This is a genomic window from Kitasatospora sp. NPDC051705, from assembly GCF_044453265.1.
Taxonomy (GTDB): Bacteria; Actinomycetota; Actinomycetes; order Streptomycetales; family Streptomycetaceae; genus Kitasatospora.
Genome location: NZ_JBITCO010000048.1, coordinates 1 through 17,475 on the forward strand (window position 1 = coordinate 1; position 17,475 = coordinate 17,475).

Annotated in this window: 13 protein-coding genes and 1 pseudogene; 12 read left to right on the plus strand and 2 right to left on the minus strand. The window is 70.8% G+C overall.

The window, feature by feature from the left end:
- Positions 1–657, minus strand: a 657-nt coding sequence (locus tag ACIA8Q_RS33060) for a non-reducing end alpha-L-arabinofuranosidase family hydrolase (RefSeq protein ID WP_396318255.1), incomplete at its 3' end; no start/stop codon positions are given.
- A gap of 595 nt (positions 658–1,252) precedes the next feature.
- Between ACIA8Q_RS33060 and ACIA8Q_RS33065 the strand changes: the two genes are divergently transcribed.
- Complete coding sequence (locus ACIA8Q_RS33065; protein WP_396318256.1) at positions 1,253–2,602, plus strand: PHB depolymerase family esterase; 1,350 nt, start codon at positions 1,253–1,255, stop codon at positions 2,600–2,602.
- A gap of 85 nt (positions 2,603–2,687) precedes the next feature.
- Here the strand turns inward: ACIA8Q_RS33065 and ACIA8Q_RS33070 are convergent.
- Positions 2,688–3,131, minus strand: a pseudogene (locus ACIA8Q_RS33070) (substrate-binding domain-containing protein); the annotation flags it as partial.
- A 153-nt stretch (positions 3,132–3,284) separates the two neighbouring features.
- On the opposite strand from ACIA8Q_RS33070, the gene ACIA8Q_RS33075 reads away from it, so the two are divergent.
- From ACIA8Q_RS33075 to yjfF, 11 genes are all read left to right on the plus strand, one after another.
- Complete coding sequence (locus ACIA8Q_RS33075) at positions 3,285–4,535, plus strand: extracellular solute-binding protein (protein WP_396318265.1); 1,251 nt, start codon at positions 3,285–3,287, stop codon at positions 4,533–4,535.
- Between the two features lie 11 nt (positions 4,536–4,546).
- On the plus strand, positions 4,547–5,482 hold the full coding sequence (locus ACIA8Q_RS33080) for a sugar ABC transporter permease (protein ID WP_360212103.1): 936 nt from the start codon (positions 4,547–4,549) through the stop codon (positions 5,480–5,482).
- Positions 5,482–6,300 (plus strand): carbohydrate ABC transporter permease, encoded by an 819-nt coding sequence (locus ACIA8Q_RS33085; RefSeq protein WP_360212105.1) that lies wholly within the window; start codon positions 5,482–5,484, stop codon positions 6,298–6,300. The genes ACIA8Q_RS33080 and ACIA8Q_RS33085 overlap by 1 nt, the downstream gene beginning before the upstream one ends.
- Positions 6,297–8,669, plus strand: coding sequence for a glycoside hydrolase family 3 N-terminal domain-containing protein (locus ACIA8Q_RS33090; protein ID WP_387906405.1), 2,373 nt, complete (start codon positions 6,297–6,299; stop codon positions 8,667–8,669). Before ACIA8Q_RS33085 ends, ACIA8Q_RS33090 begins: the two co-directional genes overlap by 4 nt.
- A gap of 207 nt (positions 8,670–8,876) precedes the next feature.
- Entirely contained in the window at positions 8,877–10,331 is a 1,455-nt protein-coding gene (locus tag ACIA8Q_RS33095) for an endo-1,4-beta-xylanase (protein ID WP_396318257.1), read from the plus strand.
- 82 nt (positions 10,332–10,413) lie between these two features.
- Positions 10,414–10,572 carry a hypothetical protein gene (locus ACIA8Q_RS33100; protein WP_387906399.1) on the plus strand — a complete coding sequence of 53 codons (159 nt, stop codon included), beginning with the start codon at positions 10,414–10,416 and terminating at the stop codon, positions 10,570–10,572.
- 247 nt (positions 10,573–10,819) lie between these two features.
- Positions 10,820–12,376 carry an alpha-L-arabinofuranosidase B gene (locus ACIA8Q_RS33105; protein WP_360212111.1) on the plus strand — a complete coding sequence of 519 codons (1,557 nt, stop codon included), beginning with the start codon at positions 10,820–10,822 and terminating at the stop codon, positions 12,374–12,376.
- Between the two features lie 446 nt (positions 12,377–12,822).
- Positions 12,823–13,806: an ABC transporter substrate-binding protein gene (locus ACIA8Q_RS33110; protein ID WP_360212113.1), complete on the plus strand. Its 984-nt coding sequence runs from the start codon at positions 12,823–12,825 to the stop codon at positions 13,804–13,806.
- Between the two features lie 78 nt (positions 13,807–13,884).
- The gene (locus ACIA8Q_RS33115; protein ID WP_360212115.1) at positions 13,885–15,408 is read left to right on the plus strand and encodes a sugar ABC transporter ATP-binding protein; all 1,524 of its coding nucleotides are present in this window, start codon (positions 13,885–13,887) and stop codon (positions 15,406–15,408) included.
- On the plus strand, positions 15,405–16,490 hold the full coding sequence (locus ACIA8Q_RS33120; protein ID WP_360212117.1) for an ABC transporter permease: 1,086 nt from the start codon (positions 15,405–15,407) through the stop codon (positions 16,488–16,490). The genes ACIA8Q_RS33115 and ACIA8Q_RS33120 overlap by 4 nt, the downstream gene beginning before the upstream one ends.
- Positions 16,487–17,458 carry a galactofuranose ABC transporter, permease protein YjfF gene (gene yjfF / locus ACIA8Q_RS33125; RefSeq protein WP_360212119.1) on the plus strand — a complete coding sequence of 324 codons (972 nt, stop codon included), beginning with the start codon at positions 16,487–16,489 and terminating at the stop codon, positions 17,456–17,458. Before ACIA8Q_RS33120 ends, yjfF begins: the two co-directional genes overlap by 4 nt.
- Positions 17,459–17,475: the final 17 nt, after the last annotated feature.

Genomic DNA, 17,475 nt, shown 5'->3' on the forward strand with positions numbered 1-17,475 from the left:
GACGTTCGACGCGTAGACGAGGTGTTTGCCGTTGTAGACGACGTCGGTGAAGTCCTTCAGCGCGCCCCAGCCGTTCGCCGGCTGCGCGAGCGCGCTCGTGGACGACCACCGGTACGTCGACGGCAGTGCGCACGAGCCGCCCGTCGGCGCCGGCGTCGACGAACCGGACAGGCCGGTCCACTTCTGGTTGCTGCCGCCGGTGCACGTCCAGAGCTGGGCCGCCGTGCCGTTGGCCGTCCCCCCGCCGTCGACGTCCAGGCAGAGCCCGGACTCGACGCCGACGACCGTGCCGTCGGCGTTCACCCGCCACTGCTGGTTGGCCCCGCCGCTGCAGGACCAGATCTGCACCTTGGTGCCGACGGTGGTGGCGTGGTTCGGAACGTCCAGGCACTTGTCGCCGTACACCGTGAGCTGGTTGGCGGACATCGACGTCCACTGCTGGTTGGCACCGCCCCAGCAGTCGTAGATCTGCACGCCGGCACCGTCGGCCCGGCTGGCGTTCGACACGTCGAGGCAGCGGCCGGAGCCCACCCCGCGCAGGGCACCGGTGGTGGCCGCCTGGGCCGGGCCGGCGACGAGCGTCGCCGACAGTGCCACCGCGGCCGCGGTGGCGAGCAGGGCGGACAGCTTCTTGCGACTGGGATTGCGGCTGTGCATGGGGACCTCTCTCTCGGTGGACGGACGGGGCCGTCGCGCACCGCCGCGCACCGCCGCGCACCGCCGTTCCCCGGGGACGACGTCTCGACCTCATTGCCGTTCCGCGGAGCCGACGCGGTTGTGCGTCACGTCGGCTCCGGGGCGTGGCGGCACTCCGGCGCTGATGTCCGGGAGAGGTCGCGTGCGGGGTCGGGGCGGGAAACCGTGTAGCGGGGACGTGCGGGCGCACGCGTCGTCAGGGTGTTGCAGGCGGACGGGGCAAGGAGTGTGGAGCGTGCGGGACGGCGAGGGTGTGGGTGGGCGCCGGAGCCTCGGACACGTCTGTTAGCGTTCACAATTTACCTGGCAGAAACCTGGGGCTGCCTGGGGGAAATCTCCAGCAACCTCGTGCGGCTTGTCAACACCACGGGCAGGAAAGGGTGTTGACGGGTGCCCTGTCGGACCGTTCCCGGCCACGGGCACCCGCGCGCTCCGGCATGCGCCCGGCGCGGGGGCCGTTGACGGCAGGGGCGGACCGGCGCGACCATCGGTGGTGTTGTTCCGCGGTGGGCGCCGGAACCTCCTCGCGATCTGGCAATCCAGACGGAGAGGTCCCATGCCCCGATCCCGCCCGCTCGTCGCCCGGCTGCTCGGCGTCATCGCCGTGCTCTGCCTCGCGATGGGCCTGAGCCTGCAGACCGCCCCCCGGGCGGCCGCGGCGTCGCTGACCCGGATCACGAACTTCGGCACCAATCCGACCGGGCTGGTGATGAACCTGTACGTGCCGGCGAGTGTCAAGGCCGACCCGCCGATCCTGCTGGCGTTGCACGGGTGTCAGGGGAGCGGCCCCTACCTGTACTCGAGTACCGACTTCGCTTCGCTGGCCGACCGGTACGGATTCCTCGTCATCTACCCCTCGACCAACCCCGGCGGGAGCTGCTGGGACGTCTCCTCCGACCAGGCGCTGACCCGCAACGGCGGCAGCGACCCGGTCGGCCTGATGTCGATGATCACCTACACGGAGCAGCACTACGGCGGCAACGCCAACGCCGTGTACGTGACCGGGCAGTCGTCGGGCGGGATGATGACGAACGTGATGCTCGCCGACTACCCCGATGTGTTCAAGGCGGGCGCGGCGTTCATGGGAGTGCCCTACCACTGCTTCTACACCGGCTCGGTCCGCGGCTGGAACTCGGCCTGCGCCCAGGGCCAGACCTCCAGGACCCCGCAGCAGTGGGGAGGTCTGGTGCGCAGCACCGGCTATCCCGGCTACACCGGGCGGCGTCCGCGGGTGCAACTCTGGCACGGAACCGCCGACGCCATCCTGAGCCACAACGACCTCGGCGAGGAGGTCAAGCAGTGGACCGACGTCCTGGGCGTGAGCCAGACCCCGTCGGCCACGGACAGCCCGGTCGTCGACTGGACCCGCACCCGGTACGACAACGGCGCCGGCGTCACCCAGGTGGAGGCGTACAGCCTCGCCGGCGCCGGGCACGAACTCCCGGTCAAGGGCTCCACGATGGCCGCCGAGGCGATCCGCTTCATGGGCCTCGCGGCCGGATCCTCCGGTGGCGGTACGACCGGCGCGCTGCGTGCGGTGGACGCCGGCAAGTGCCTGACGGGCGCAGGCGCCGCGTCGGGGAGGCAGCAGCAGATCCACGCCTGCACCGGTGCCGCCGACCAGACCTGGACCAGGACGTCCGCCGGCCGGCTGACCGTGACCGTGGGCGGCAGCACGCTGTGCCTGGACGCCGCGGGGCGCGGCACCACGCCCGGCACCGCCGTCATCGTCTGGGCCTGCAGCGGCCAGGCCAACCAGCAGTGGCAGCTGAACTCCAACGGCACCATCACCGGGGCGCAGTCGGGACTCTGCCTGGACGTGGCCGGCCTGGCGACCACCGACGGCACCCCGGTCCAGTTGTGGACCTGCGGCGGCGGCCGGAACCAGCAGTGGACCTTGGGATGAGAACGGGTGGGCACCGGTCAGAGCGCCCGGAGGTGCGGCCGGCGCGCCGAGTCCTTCCGGGGTCCACCGCATCTCTGGTATCTCCGGCGAGCGGGTGACCGGGTGACCAGGGCGGAGCGCGTGGCCACTGGGTGACGCCGAGCGCCTGCAGGTCGCTGCCGGCGGAGATCGCGGTGGGACGGTCGAGGAGCTCCAACAGCCGCTCGGCCTGGGTGAATCCACCCTCGGCGTGGACGTCGCCGAAGGCCGTCAGCTCGGGAGTGGTGCCGAGCCCGGCCACGGACATCGCGGAGCGGTAGCCGTCCAGCCGGGCCAGGGAACAGAGCATGTCCTCGGGGCCGGTGACGATGGCGATGCGCCGGTGGCCGAGTTCGATCAGGTGCCGGGCGGCGGCGAGACCGCCGGCCCAGTTGGCCGAGCCCACCGAGGGCACGTCCGGATCGGGGTCGCCCGCCGGGTCGATGATCGCGAACGGGGCGGAGCGCGCGCGCAGTTGGCGCTCGAGTCCGGGCGGCAGGCTGGAGGCGACCGTTCCGTCACCCTCGGCAGGAGGGGTTGACCCGAAACATCCCCGCAACCTACCGTCCCGGGCAAGCGAAGTTTTCGACGTACAGCCCGAAACTTTCTGGAGGCTCCTGTGAAGAAACGCGCTTTAGCTGTGGCACTCGGTCTGACGTCGGCCCTGCTCGGGACGAGCGCCTGCGGCAGCACCGGTTCCTCCGCCGCCGGCGGGGCCTCCGGCACGATCCACGTGCTGGTCTACGGGGACGCCGGCAACACGGTCGAGAAGCAGATCGTCGAGACCTTCAACAAGACGTCGAAGGTCAAGGCCGTGCTGGACACCATCCCCGGCGCGGACTACCAGGCCAAGCTCAACACCGTCATCAACACGCCCCAGGCGCCGGACGTCTTCTTCAACTGGGGCGGCGGCAGCATCCAGCCCTACGTGAAGTCCGGCCTCCTGCTCCCGCTGGACGACATGATCGCCGCGGACCCGGGGCTGAAGAGCAACTTCCTGCCGTCGGTGTTCGCCACCGCGGTGATCGACGGCAAGTCCTACGGCGTCCCGATGCGCGGCACCCAGCCCGTGCTCCTCTTCCACAACAAGAAGGTGCTGGCCGACACCGGCCTGAGCGTCCCGAGGACCTGGGACGAGCTGCTGGGCGCCGTCCAGACGCTCAAAGCCAAGGGCGTCACCCCCTTCGCCCTCGGCGGCGGCGACCAGTGGCCGACGCTGATGTGGTTCGAGTACGTCTTCGACCGTGTCGCGGGCCCCGAGCTGTTCCAGAAGGCGCTGTCCGGCGACAGGAGAGCCTGGGAGAGCGAGGACGCCGGGAAGGCCCTGGGCATGCTCAAGCAGCTGGTCGACGCCGGCGCCTTCGGGTCGAACTTCGACTCGGTCAAGTTCACCGACGGCGGCTCCCCGGCCCTGCTGGCCAAGGGCAGGGCGGCCTTCGAGCTGATGGGCTCGTGGGAGTACGCCACCCAACAGGACGGCAATCCCGACTTCGCCAGGAGCCGGCTCGGGTACAGCGGTTTCCCGGGCATCGCCGGTGGCAAAGGGGACCCGGCCAACGTGGTCGGCAACACCAACAACTTCTACTCGGTGCTGAAGAAGAGCAAGCACCCCGAGGCGGCGGCGGCCTTTCTGAAGCTGATGTACTCCGAGGAGTTCGTGAAGGCGCAGCTGGCGATCGGCAACCTGCCGACCACCACCAACACCGAGCAGTTCCTCGGCACCGCTGCCGACCCCGGCTACTCGAAGTACCAGTACGACCTGGTCAAGGCCGCCCCGTCGTTCCAGCTGTCCTGGGACCAGGCGTACCCGCCTGCCGCCAACACGCCGATCCACACCGCCGTCCAGCAGTTCTTCGACGGCAAGCTCGACGTGGACGGCTTCGTCAAGGCCATGCAGGCCCTCCCCGCCTCCTGAGACGAGTCGCGATGAGTGCTCTCTCCTTCCCCTCCCGGTCCGGCCGCCGCCTCCGGGCGGAGGTCCGGACCGGGGTCGGGGTGACCCGCCCTGGTCTCGTCTGGGCGGTGCCCGCCACCATCTTCTTCCTGCTCTTCGCGATCGTGCCGTTGGTGCTGGTCGCGGTGCTCTCCTTCACCAGCTGGAACGGCGTCGACGCCCCCCGGTTCAACGGCCTCGCCAACTGGACCGGGCTGCTGCACGACCCGGTGATGACGCAGAGCATCCGGCTGACCCTGGTGCTGACCTCGGCCGGGGCGGTCGTGCAGACCCCGGTGAGCATCCTGCTCGGCGTGTGGGCGGCGGGCCACCAGCGCAATCGCGCCGTGCTGTCCGCGATCTTCTTCGTCCCCCTGCTGCTGTCCGCGACCGCCGTCTCGGTGGTCTGGCGAGCGATCCTGGACCCGAACTTCGGGGTGCCCTCGCAGCTGGAGTGGCTCTTCGGCGACGGCAATCTGATGGGGAGCCAGACCGGTGCCGTCGCGGTGCTCACCTTCGTCGGCATGTGGCAGTGGACGCCGATGCACGCCCTGCTGTACCAGGGCGGGGCACGGGCGATCCCGCAGGTGCTCTACCAGGCGGCGTCGATCGACGGCGCGGGCAAGGTGCGGCAGTTCTTCCACATCACCCTGCCGCACCTGCGCAACACCATGATCACCTCGGTGATCCTGATGCTGGTCGGCGGCCTCACCACTTTCGACACGGTGCTGATCCTCACCCAGGGCGGCCCCGGCACCGACACCACCAACAGCGCCTTCCACATGTACCGGCAGGCGTTCAGGAGCTTCGACTTCGGCGCGGGCTCGGCCATCGCCCTGGTCCTCGTGCTGGTGGCCACCCTGATCTCGCTCGCCGTCGTGCGGCTGTCCGGCTACGACAGGATGCGCGGCACCACGGAGGGACTGTGATGCGACGGCGCCCCAACCTCCTCGCCGGGCTCGGCTCCTCGCTGTGGCTCCTGCTGGTCGGCTTCCCCCTCTACGTCCTGCTGATCTCGACGTTCCGCACCCGCGCCGACTACTCCTCGCAGGGGCCGCTCACCTTCCCCTCCGAGCTGACCGTGCAGAACTACGTCGACGACTTCTCCAACGGCTTCGGCCGGGACTTCCTCAACACCCTCCTGGTCACCGTGTGCGTGGTGGCGATCGTGCTGCTGGTCGTGCCCCCGCTCGCCTACGCGATCGTGCGGGCCCGGGGCAGGACCATCGCCACGGTCTTCCGGATCTTCCTGCTGGGTCTGGCGATCCCGGCGCAGGCCGTGATCGTGCCGATGTTCTACGTCATCAGCAAGGCCGGACTGTACGACAACCTGCTCGGCGTCATCCTGCCCACCGCGGCCTTCTGCCTGCCGGTGTGCACGCTCGTCCTCACGGGCGCCATGCGGGACATCACCGGCGAGCTCTACGAGGCCATGGCCATGGACGGCGCGACCCCCTGGCGGGTGTTCTGGCAGCTGGTGGTGCCGTTGTCGAAGGGCGGCCTGTCGTCCGTCGTGGTCTTCGCCGCCCTGCAGGCGTGGAACGGCTTCCTGTTCCCGCTGATCCTCACCCAGTCGGACAGCACCAAGGTCATCACGCTCGGCCTGTACGACTTCCAGACCGAGCACGGCGTCGACGTGCCCGGTCTGCTCAGCGCCGTGGTGCTGTCGATGCTCCCGATCTTCGTCGTCTACCTGTTCGCCCGGCGGGCCCTGATCCAGGGCCTGATGGGCGTCGGAGGAAAATGACCGGCCACCTGAACCCCGCCACCCCGTCCGCGGACCGGACCGTTCGATGGCGGGACCGCGCCCTCGGCCCCGAGGAGCGCGCGGACGCCCTGATCGCCGAGATGACGCCGCGGGAGAAGCTCGCCCAGCTCGTCGGCGTCTGGGTCGGTGCCTCCGACGAGGGCGGGGAGGTCGCCCCGCACCAGCACGACATGGAGGAACCGCCCGACCTGGACGACCTGCTGCCGTCCGGGCTGGGCCAGCTGACCCGCCCCTTCGGCACCGCCCCCGTCGACCCGGCGCTCGGCGCGCTCTCGCTCGCCCGCAGCCAGCAGCGCATCGCCGCCGCCAACCGGTTCGGGATACCGGCCGTCGCGCACGAGGAGTGCCTGGCCGGCTTCGCCGCCTGGGGCGCCACCGCCTACCCCGTACCGCTCTCCTGGGGCGCCACCTTCGACCCGGAGGTGATCCGGCGGATGGCCGCCGCGATCGGCCGCGACATGCGCGCCGTCGGTGTCCACCAGGGCCTGGCGCCGGTCCTCGACGTGGTCCGCGACGCCCGCTGGGGCCGGGTCGAGGAGACCATCGGCGAGGACCCGTACCTGGTCGGCACCGTGGCCACGGCCTACGTCCAGGGCCTGGAGTCCGCGGGCATCGTCGCCACCCTCAAGCACTTCGCGGGCTACTCCGCCTCGCGCGCCGGACGCAACCTCGCCCCCGTCGGCATGGGCCCCCGCGAACGCGCCGACGTGATCCTGCCGCCGTTCGAGATGGCCGTGCGCGACGGCCGGCCCGGCTCCGTCATGCACGCCTACACCGACACCGACGGCATCCCGTCCGCCGCCGACGAAGCCCTGCTGACCGGACTGCTCCGGGACACCTGGGGCTTCGAAGGGACGGTGGTCGCCGACTACTTCGGCATCGCCTTCCTCAAAGTGCTGCACGGCGTCGCCGGCGACTGGGCCGAGGCCGCGTCGCTCGCCCTGGCCGGCGGCGTCGACGTGGAACTGCCCACCGTCCAGACCTTCGGCGAGCCTCTGCTGCACGCCGTCGAGGACGGCACCGTCCCCGAGGCGCTGGTCGACCGGGCGCTGCGCCGCGTCCTGGCGCAGAAGGCCAGGCTCGGCCTGCTGGACGAGGACTGGGACGCCGTCCCCGCGGCGCTCGCCGGGCTCCGGCTGGACGACCCGCAGGCGCTGCGCGGCGCTATCGACCTGGACCGGGCGGAGAACCGCGCCCTGGCCAGGGAGATCGCCGAACGGGCGATCGTCCTGCTGACCAACGACGGTACCCTGCCGCTGCGCGCGCCTCGACTGATCGCGCTGATCGGCCCCAACGCCGACACCCCGACCTCCGTCCTCGGGTGCTACTCGTTCCCCGTGCACGTGGGCAGCCAGCACCCCGAGGTCCCGGCCGGCATCGAACTGCCCACGCTGCGACAGGTGTTGGCGACGGAGTTCCCCGGCGGCGAGATCCGGACCGTCCCCGGGGCCGACATCGACGGCGCCGACACCTCCGGCTTCGCCGAGGCCGTGGAGGCGGCCGGGTGGGCCGATGTGGTGATCGTCGCCCTCGGGGACCGGGCCGGACTGTTCGGCCGCGGCACCAGCGGTGAGGGCTGCGACGTCGAATCCCTCGACCTGCCCGGTGTCCAGCAGCAGCTGCTGAACGCCCTGCTGGACACCGGCACGCCGGTCGTAGCGGTACTGCTGGCCGGGCGGCCCTACGCCCTGGGCCGGGCCGTGACCGAGGCGGCGGCCGTCGTGCAGGCCTTCTTCCCGGGCGAGGCCGGTGCCGAGGCGGTCGGCGCCGTGCTCAGCGGCCGGACCAACCCGTCGGGCCGGCTGCCCATCGGCATTCCGGCCCGGCCCGGGGTCCAGCCCTCGACCTACCTGGCGGCCCGCCTGGCCGGACCGAGCGAGGTCTCCAGCACCGATCCGACGCCCGCGTTCGGATTCGGACACGGCATCGGCTACACCACCTTCGGCTGGACCGACCTGGAGGTGGAAGGGGCCGTCGCTGCGACGGACGGGACGGTGGAACTGTCCTTCACCCTGCGCAACACCGGGGACCGCAGCGGCAGCGAGACCGTCCAGCTCTACCTGCACGACCCCGTAGCCAGCGTGGTCCAGCCGGTGCAGCGGCTGATCGGGTACAAACGGATCAGCCTCGACCCGGGGAAGCGGACCCGCGTCCGGATCACCGTCCCGGCCGACCTCGCCTCCTTCACGGGGCGTGCCGGCCGCCGCGTCGTGGAGCCGGGAGAGCTGGAGCTGCGGATCGCCGCGTCCAGCACCGACGTCCGGCTGACCGCGACGGTCCGCCTGGAAGGGCCGGCGCGGGTCGTCGACCACACCCGGCGCCTGCACGCGGAATTCCGTCTGGTCTGACCGGTTCGAGCCGCGGCTGCCCCCCGGTGGCACCGACACCGTCGGTCCCGGGTCTTGACGGTCCGCCGGGGCGCCCCTAGGGTCACCGATCGGATCGGTCGTACGGTCGAAAGTTTCGAACCGGGGTCGTGGTGGCCCGGCCTGTCCCTCCCAGCTCCACCGCACGTCCAGCTCTTTCCCCACCCGAGAAGAGAAGGGACCACGCCGGTGCCTGTCCGCACGTTCCGCACCCCCCACCCGAGGCGCTCCCGCCGCGCCCTCGGCGCCCTGGCCGCCTCCGCCACCGCCGCCGTGGTGGCCGCGGCCACCCTCCTCCCCGCCGGGCAGGCCGGCGCGGTGGCGGGCAGTCTGCGCACCCTCGCCGAGGCGAAGGGCGTCTACTTCGGCACCGCGATCGGTCAGGGCGACCTGAACAACGCCGCCCTGACCACCGTCGCGGGCGCCCAGTTCGGCATGCTCACCCCGACCAACGAGATGAAGTGGGAGACCGTCGAGCCCTCGCCGGGCGGCTTCGACTTCGGCCCCGGCGACCGGATCGTCGCCTTCGGGCAGGCCCACGCGATGAAGCTGCGCGGCCACACCCTGGTCTGGCACAGTCAGCTTCCCGCCTGGATGAACAACCTGCCGGGCAGTCAGGTGCAGGCCGCGATGCGCAACCACATCATCGCCACGGCCGGCCACTACAAGGGCAAGCTCTACTCCTGGGACGTGGTGAACGAGCCCTTCAACGAGAACGGCACCTTCCGCGACGACCCCTTCCACCGAGCGATGGGCAGCGGCTACGTCGCCGACGCGCTGCGCACCGCCAAGGCCGCCGATCCGGGCGCCAAGCTCTACCTGAACGACTACAACATCGAGGGACTGAACGCGAAGAGCGACGCGATGTACGACCTGGCGAAGTCGCTGAGGAGCCAGGGCGTCCCGCTGGACGGTGTCGGCTTCCAGGCGCACTTCGTCGTCGGCCAGGTTCCGTCGAGCCTGAAGGCGAACCTGGAGCGGTTCACCGCGCTCGGCCTGGAGGTGGCCATCACCGAGCTCGACGACCGGATGCAACTGCCCCCGGACAGCGGCAAACTGGCCCAGCAGGCGCGCGACTACGCGAGCGTGGTCACCACCTGCCTGGCGGTCAGGGGCTGTGTCGGCCTCACCCAGTGGGACGTCGGCGACGCCGACTCGTGGATCCCCGGCACCTTCCCCGGCGAGGGCGCCGGCACCATGTACGACAACGCCTACCAACCGAAGCCCGCCTACCACGCCTCCGTCGACGCCCTCGGAGGCTCCGCCTCGAACCCGTCGCCGAGCCCGACCCCCACGCCGACTCCCACCCCGAATCCGACCGACGGCGTCGCCTGCGCGGTGACCGCCGGGCCCAACGCCTGGAACACCGGCCTGACCGAGAACGTGACGGTCACCAACAGTGGCTCCAGGGCCGTCAACGGCTGGGCGCTGTCCTTCATTCTGCCCGCCGGGCAGACCATCACCGGCGCCTGGAACGCGGCGGTCGTCCCCGCCGCCGGCCGGGTCACCGCCCGGAGCCTCGGCTACAACGGCACCATCGCCCCCGGCGGCTCGGTCTCCTTCGGATTCCAGGCAAGCCACACCGGCAACGCCGGCCCCGCCGGCCAGTTCAGCCTCAACGGGGTCGCCTGCAGCGCGGCCTGACCCGCCGGATCCGCTCGCCCCCACACCCACCACCCCTTCGCCCCGGCGCTCCGTGCGGCGGGGCGAGGGGCTGCCAGGACGGGTGCCGTCGGCGGTCGACATCGACGTCACGCCGCGCAGGAGCCCGCTGCCCGCGTTCCGGATGCGCCGGGTGCCGGCCGGGATGAACCGCCACCGGTTCGTCGCCGAGGCGGTGTCCGAGTTCGGCGCGTCAGGGCTGCCGGGGGTGCGAGAAGTGTGACATCCGACCTTCCGGCAGGTGTCACGTCCATGGCTCCGGGTGCGGGATCCCGCCCAGGGGTGCGATGAGGCAGGCCTGTTGTCCGTGCGGGATGTCTTGACGCCTTCTCCGCGGGTGGCGATAGTGGTGAGTCGCTTGACGGGGGACGCTCACCTCCGTGCGCGTCCCGGCATGCCCGCATGTGCAGCCGCAGATTGTTAGCGTTAACAAGACTCCCCTTCCCCCCACCCGTGCGCAGGGAGCTGTTATGACGTATCGTCAGTTGATCCGCCGTGCCCGGAAGGCCGTTCCGGGGGCCGCCCTGACGGCCGCCCTCACCGCCGGCTTCCTGACCGGCACCGCCACCACCTCGCAGGCCGCCACCCAGGGGCCCTGCGACATCTACGCCGCCGGCAGGACGCCCTGCGTCGCCGCGCACAGCACCACCCGCGCTCTGTACGGCTCCTACGGCGGGCCGCTGTACCAGGTCAGGCGCGGCACGGACAACGCGACCAGGGACATCGGCCCGCTGGGCGCCGGCGGCTACGCCGACGCCGCCGCACAGGACGCCTTCTGCGCCGGTACCCGCTGCGTCATCACCGTGATCTACGACCAGTCCGGTAAGGGCAACCACCTCACCCAGGCGCCGGGCGGCGGGGCGGCCGGTGGGCCGGACGACCTGGCCAACGCCTTCGAGGCGCCGGTCACCGTCGGCGGGCACAAGGCATACGGCGTCTACGTGGCTCCCGGGACGGGTTACCGGAACAACCACACCACCGGCGTCGCCACCGGTGACCAGCCGGAGGGCATGTACGCGATCTTCGACGGCACGCACGTCAACGGCGGCTGCTGCTTCGACTACGGCAACGCCGAGACGAGCAACAACGACGACGGCAACGGCACCATGGAGGCCCTCTACTTCGGCAGCAGCAAGGGCTGGGGCTGGGGCAGCGGAAACGGCCCCTGGGTCATGGCCGACCTGGAGAACGGCCTGTTCTCCGGCGTCAACCGCGGCTTCAACGCGGGTGACCCCAGCGTCGACAGCCGGTTCCTGACCGCGATGCTCAAGGGCGGCCCGAACCGGTGGGCCATCCGCGGTGGCGACGCGCAGTCGGGCGGCCTGTCGACCTTCTACAACGGCGTGCGCCCCACCGCCGGCGGCTACAACCCGATGAAGAAGCAGGGCGCGATCATCCTCGGCATCGGCGGCGACAACAGCAAGTGGGCCCAGGGCACCTTCTACGAAGGCGTGATGACCTCGGGCTACCCGTCGGACGCCACCGAGAACGCCGTCCAGGCCAACATCACCGCCGCCGGTTACACCAGCGGCTCGACCGGCACCGGAACCCTCACCCCCGGCTCCCGGATCTCCCTGCAGGCCACCACCGCGCCCTGCTGCACCTCCCACTACCTGCGCCACGACGACGCCGACACCAAGGTCGTCATCTCCAGCCTCAACTCCTCCAGCTCGGCCACCGACAAGGCCGACGCCACCTGGATCGTCCGCGCCGGCCTGGCCGACAGCTCCTGCGTGTCCTTCGAGTCCGCCGACAGCCCCGGCCGGTTCCTGCGCCACTTCAACTACCAGCTGTACCTGAACGTCGACGACGGCGCGGGTGCCTTCGCCCAGGACGCCACCTTCTGCCCGACCAAGGGCAACAGCGGGACGGGCACCTCCCTCCAGTCCGTCAACTTCCCGACGAAGTACCTTCGCCACTACGACTACACCGCCTACGTGGCGTCCGACGGAGGCGCCAACAGCTGGGACAGCACCACCAGTTGGGCCGACGACACCAGCTGGACGATCGCCCAGCCCTGGAGCTGAGCCGACTCGCCCGGCGGACGGGGGCGGGGCCCGAGGGGCGGGTCCGCCCCCGTCCGCCGTTGCCCTGCCGCCCCCGGGGCCGGCGGCGTGCCCGATCTCCGCCTGCCGCCGGTGGCGGGGAACGGGCGTCGAGGCCGCGTGTCCGGAGGCCGGGGCCGGTCGGGCGGATGGCCCTGTCGAGGGGGCGAGGGGGTGCGGTCGGAGCGGTCCCGGGGGCGGGAACCTTCTCCGACGGATGATCAACTCCTGAGTATGCGGCGGAATTGACGAGCAGTCGGGCTGCCGCGGGCGAGGCGGTCAAGATTGGGTAACGGGGCCCGGGGGCCTTGCCGGTTCCGATTGTGAGCGTTAACAATCGGTCTCGAGCGAAACGGTGCCGATACCTCCCGTTCATGTGGGCCGGTGCTGTTTTCGCGCGATCGACGATCCCGAGAGGAAGTCCCACCATGTCCAAGAGAGCTGCGGCGGCCCTGGTCGCCGGTGCGATGGTCACCGTCCTCACCGCGTGCGGGTCCGGCGGTGGCGGGGGCTCGGCCGACAAGGGGGCCGGCCACAAGCTCGTCGTGGGCTTCTCGCAGGTCGGCGCGGAGAGTGGCTGGCGCACCGCGAACACCAAGTCGGTCCAGGAGTCCGCGAAGAGGGCGGGCATCGAGCTGAAGTTCTCCGACGCGCAGCAGAAGCAGGAGAACCAGATCAAGGCGATCCGCTCGTTCATCCAGCAGAAGGTCGACGTGATCGCCTTCTCGCCGGTGGTGGAGTCGGGGTGGGACACCGTGCTGAAGGAGGCGAAGGACGCCAGGATCCCGGTGATCCTCACCGACCGCGCGGTGGACTCCAAGGACGACTCGCTCTACGTCTCCTTCCTCGGCTCGGACTTCGTCGAGGAGGGCAAGAAGGCCGGCGACTGGCTGGTGAAGGAGTACCAGGGCACGTCCGACGAGGTGAACATCGTCGAACTGCAGGGCACCACCGGCTCGGCGCCGGCCAACGACCGCAAGGCGGGCTTCGGTGACGTGATCAAGGCGGACGCGAAGTTCAAGGTGGTGGCCTCGCAGACCGGCGACTTCACCCGCGCGAAGGGCAAGGAGGTCATGCAGGCCTTCCTGAAGGCCCAGCCGAAGATCGACGTGCTGTACGCGCACAACGACGACATGGCGCTGGGGGCCATCCAGGCGATCGAGGAGGCCGGCAAGAAGCCGGGCACCGACATCAGGGTCATCTCGGTGGACGGGGTCAAGGACGCCTTCACGGCGATGACCCAGGGCAAGATCAACGTCGATGTGGAGTGCAACCCCATCCTCGGCGACCAGCTGATGGACCTGGTGAAGAAGGTCAAGGCCGGCGAGCAGGTGCCGAAGCGGATCAAGACGCAGGAGGGTGTCTTCACCCAGGACCAGGCCGCTGCCGCGCTGCCGACCCGCCAGTACTGAACGGGCCCGTCCGCCCGGGGAGTGATCGGCGGATCACTCCCCGGGCGGACCGGGTCGCACGAGGAGAGGAGAACCGGGGTGCGTCAGCAACCGGTCCTGGAAGTGCGGGGGCTCCGCAAGGAGTTCCCCGGGGTGGTGGCGCTGGACGGGGTCGACTTCCGGCTCTTCCCCGGCGAGGTGCACGCCCTGATGGGGGAGAACGGCGCCGGGAAGTCCACGCTGATCAAGGTGCTGACCGGGGTGCACCCGGCGGATGGCGGCGAGGTGGTGCTGGCCGGAGAGCGGGTTCGGATCGCCGGTCCGCTGCAGGCTCAGGAGGCGGGCATCAGCACCGTCTACCAGGAGGTGAACCTCTGCCCGAACCTGTCGGTGGCGGAGAACATCTTCATCGGTCGCGAGCCGCGCCGCCTCGGCCTGATCGACTGGGCCGAGATGCGCCGCAGGGCCGCCGAACTGGTCCGGACGATGGAGCTGGACGTCGACGTCAGCGCGCCGCTGGACAGCTACTCCATCGCCGTCCAGCAACTGGTGGCCATCGTCCGCGCCGTTGGCGTCTCGGCCAAGGTGCTGATCCTGGACGAGCCCACCTCCAGCCTGGACCGTGAGGAGGTCAGCCAACTCTTCACCGTGATGCGGCGGTTGCGCGACCAGGGCGTCGCCATCCTGTTCGTCTCGCACTTCCTCGACCAGATCTACGAGATCTGCGACCGGATGACGGTGCTGCGCAACGGGCGGCTCGAGGGCGAGTACCTGACCAGCGAGCTCGACCAGGTCGGCCTGGTCTCGCGGATGATCGGGGCGGAGCTCGCCGGGCTCGACCGCCTCGCCGGCGGCCACCGGCGCGAGCGCTCCGTACCGGCCACCGGCCGGCCCTTCCTGGAGGCGGAGGGCCTGGCCCGGCAGGGCGCCGTGGCCCCGTACGACCTCGCCATCAGTCCCGGTGAGGTGATCGGCCTGGCGGGCCTGTTGGGATCCGGCCGGACCGAGGCCGCCAGGCTGCTGTTCGGCGCCGACCGCAAGGACGGCGGCACGGTGCGGATCGACGGTACCGAGACCGACCTGCGCAGCCCGCGCGACGCGATCGCGCACGGCATCGCGTACTGCTCGGAGAACCGCAAGACCGAGGGCCTGGTCGGCGAGCTGACCGTCCGGGAGAACATCGTGCTGGCGATGCAGGCGGCGCGCGGCTGGGCCCGTCCGCTGTCGCGCACCGTGCAGGACGCGCTGGCGCTGCGCTGGATCCGGGCCCTGGACATCCGCCCGGGTGATCCCGAGGCGCTGGTCCGCAACCTCAGCGGCGGGAACCAGCAGAAGGTGCTGCTGGCCCGCTGGCTGATCACCGACCCCAAGCTGCTGATCCTGGACGAGCCCACCCGCGGCATCGACATCGGCGCCAAGGCCGAGATCCAGAAGCTGGTCGCGAACCTCGCCGAGGAGGGCATGGCGGTGCTGTTCATCTCCGCCGAGCTGGAGGAGGTACTGCGGCTCAGCCACCGCGTCGGGGTGCTGCGCGACCGCCGGATGGTCGCCCGACTGCGCAACGACGACGCCCTCACCCCGGAGCGCGTCCTGGCCACCATCGCGAGTGGAGCGGAACGATGACCACGGCCCCGACCACCGGGAGGGGCAGGGCGGTGACCCGGTACCGGCTGTTCTGGCCGGCCGTGGTGCTGGCCCTGCTCCTGCTCGGCAACCTCGCGTTCACCCCGGACTTCTTCGCCGTCCACCTCAAGGACGGCCATCTGTACGGCAGCACGGTCGACATCCTGCACTTCGGCGCTCCACTGATCCTGGTGTCGCTCGGCATGACCCTGGTGATCGCCACCGGCGGGATCGACCTCTCGGTCGGCTCCACCGTCGCCATCGCCGGCGCGCTGGCCTGCCTGCACATCAGCGAGGCGGCCGACCCGGCGAGCCTCGGCACGGTGCTCGGCGCGATCGGCATCGCGCTCGTCACGGCGGTGCTGCTGGGTGCCGCGAACGGTGTGCTGGTGGCCCGGATCGGGGTACAGCCGATCATCGCCACCCTGATCCTGATGGTCGCCGGCCGCGGCGTCGCCCAGCTGATCACCGACGGTCAGATCATCACGATCACCAGTGAGCCGTACAAGCTCATCGGCGGCGGCTACTGGCTGGGGATGCCGTTCGCGATCCTGCTCAGCGGGCTGGTCGCGCTGCTCGCCGCGCTGCTCACCCGCTCCACCGCGCTCGGCCTGCTGCTGGAGTCGGTCGGCGGCAACCCGGTGGCCAGCCGGCTGGTCGGGATCCGGGCGATGCGCCTGGTCGGCCTGGTGTACGTGTTCAGCGCCCTCTGCGCGGCCGTCGCCGGCTTGATGGTCTCCTCCAACGTCTCGGCGGCGGACGGCAACAACGCCGGTCTGTGGATCGAGCTCGACGCGATCCTCGCGGTGGTGATCGGCGGGACGTCGCTCAACGGGGGCCGCTTCTCGATCGGCGGCACGGTCCTCGGCGCGCTGATCATCCAGACCCTCTCGACCACGGTCTACACCATCGGCATCCCGCCGGAGACCACGCTGGTCTTCAAGGCGTTCGTCGTGATCACGGTCTGCCTGATCCAGTCGCCGAACTTCCGGGCCAAGGTCGCCCGGCGTGGCGCCGAGCGCCGGAGCCCCGGCCAACCGCGCGCTGCCACCACCACCACCAACCGGGAGGTCGGCGCGTGAACGCCAACGCCCTGCTGACCAGAGTGCGCGGACAGATCCCCCTGCTGGTCACCTCCGTCCTGCTGGTGTCGATGTTCACCGCCGGGTCGGTGCAGTACGACGGGTTCTTCTCCGGTCAGGTGCTGCTCAACCTGCTGATCGACAACGCCTTTCTGCTCGTGGTCGCGGTCGGGATGACCTTCGTCGTGCTGACCGGCGGCATCGACCTGTCGGTCGGCGCGGTGGTGGCCCTGTCCACCATGGTCTCCGCCTGGCTGGTGGAGCGGCAGGGCTGGCCGCCACTGCTGGTCATCCCGCTCGTGCTGGTGATGGGCACGGCCGGCGGTTGGGTGATGGGGTGGGTGATCCACACCTTCGAGATCCAGCCGTTCATCGTGACACTGGCGGGCATGTTCCTGGCCCGGGGCCTGTGCTACATGATCAGCATCGAGTCGATCTCCATCACTGATCCGTCGTACACCGCGATGGCGCAGACCCGCATCCCGCTCGGGGACCTGTTCGTCTCGCCGAGCGTGGTCATCGCGCTCCTCGTGGTGGCGGCCGGATTCGTCGTGCTGCACTACACCCGGCTCGGCCGGAACGTGTACGCGCTCGGCGGCAGCGAGCAGTCCGCCCTGCTGATGGGCCTGCCGGTGGGACGGACCAAGACCACCGTGTACGCGATCAGCGGCTTCTGCTCGGCGCTCGGCGGTGTGCTGCTCACCTTCTACATGCTCTCCGGCTACGGCCTGCACGCGGTCGGCCTGGAGCTGGACGCGATCGCCGCCGTGGTGATCGGCGGCACGCTGCTCACCGGCGGCTCCGGCTACCTGCTGGGCACCCTGCTGGGCGTGCTGGTGCTGGGCCTGATCCAGACCATCGTCAGCTTCCAGGGCACCCTCAGCTCGTGGTGGACCAGGATCGTGATCGGCGGGCTGCTGTTCGTCTTCATCGTCCTGCAGCGCCTGATCACCGCGCGCCGGCGGTAGCGCGCGGCGGGAGTCGG

Bases quoted from the DNA above. Each gene is read 5' to 3' on its own strand.
- ACIA8Q_RS33065 (WP_396318256.1), top strand. From the start codon at position 1,253: ATGCCCCGATCCCGCCCGCTCGTCGCCCGGCTGCTCGGCGTCATCGCC.
- ACIA8Q_RS33080 (WP_360212103.1), top strand. From the start codon at position 4,547: ATGAGTGCTCTCTCCTTCCCCTCCCGGTCCGGCCGCCGCCTCCGGGCG.
- ACIA8Q_RS33085 (WP_360212105.1), top strand. From the start codon at position 5,482: ATGCGACGGCGCCCCAACCTCCTCGCCGGGCTCGGCTCCTCGCTGTGG.
- ACIA8Q_RS33090 (WP_387906405.1), top strand. From the start codon at position 6,297: ATGACCGGCCACCTGAACCCCGCCACCCCGTCCGCGGACCGGACCGTT.
- ACIA8Q_RS33105 (WP_360212111.1), top strand. From the start codon at position 10,820: ATGACGTATCGTCAGTTGATCCGCCGTGCCCGGAAGGCCGTTCCGGGG.
- ACIA8Q_RS33110 (WP_360212113.1), top strand. From the start codon at position 12,823: ATGTCCAAGAGAGCTGCGGCGGCCCTGGTCGCCGGTGCGATGGTCACC.
- ACIA8Q_RS33120 (WP_360212117.1), top strand. From the start codon at position 15,405: ATGACCACGGCCCCGACCACCGGGAGGGGCAGGGCGGTGACCCGGTAC.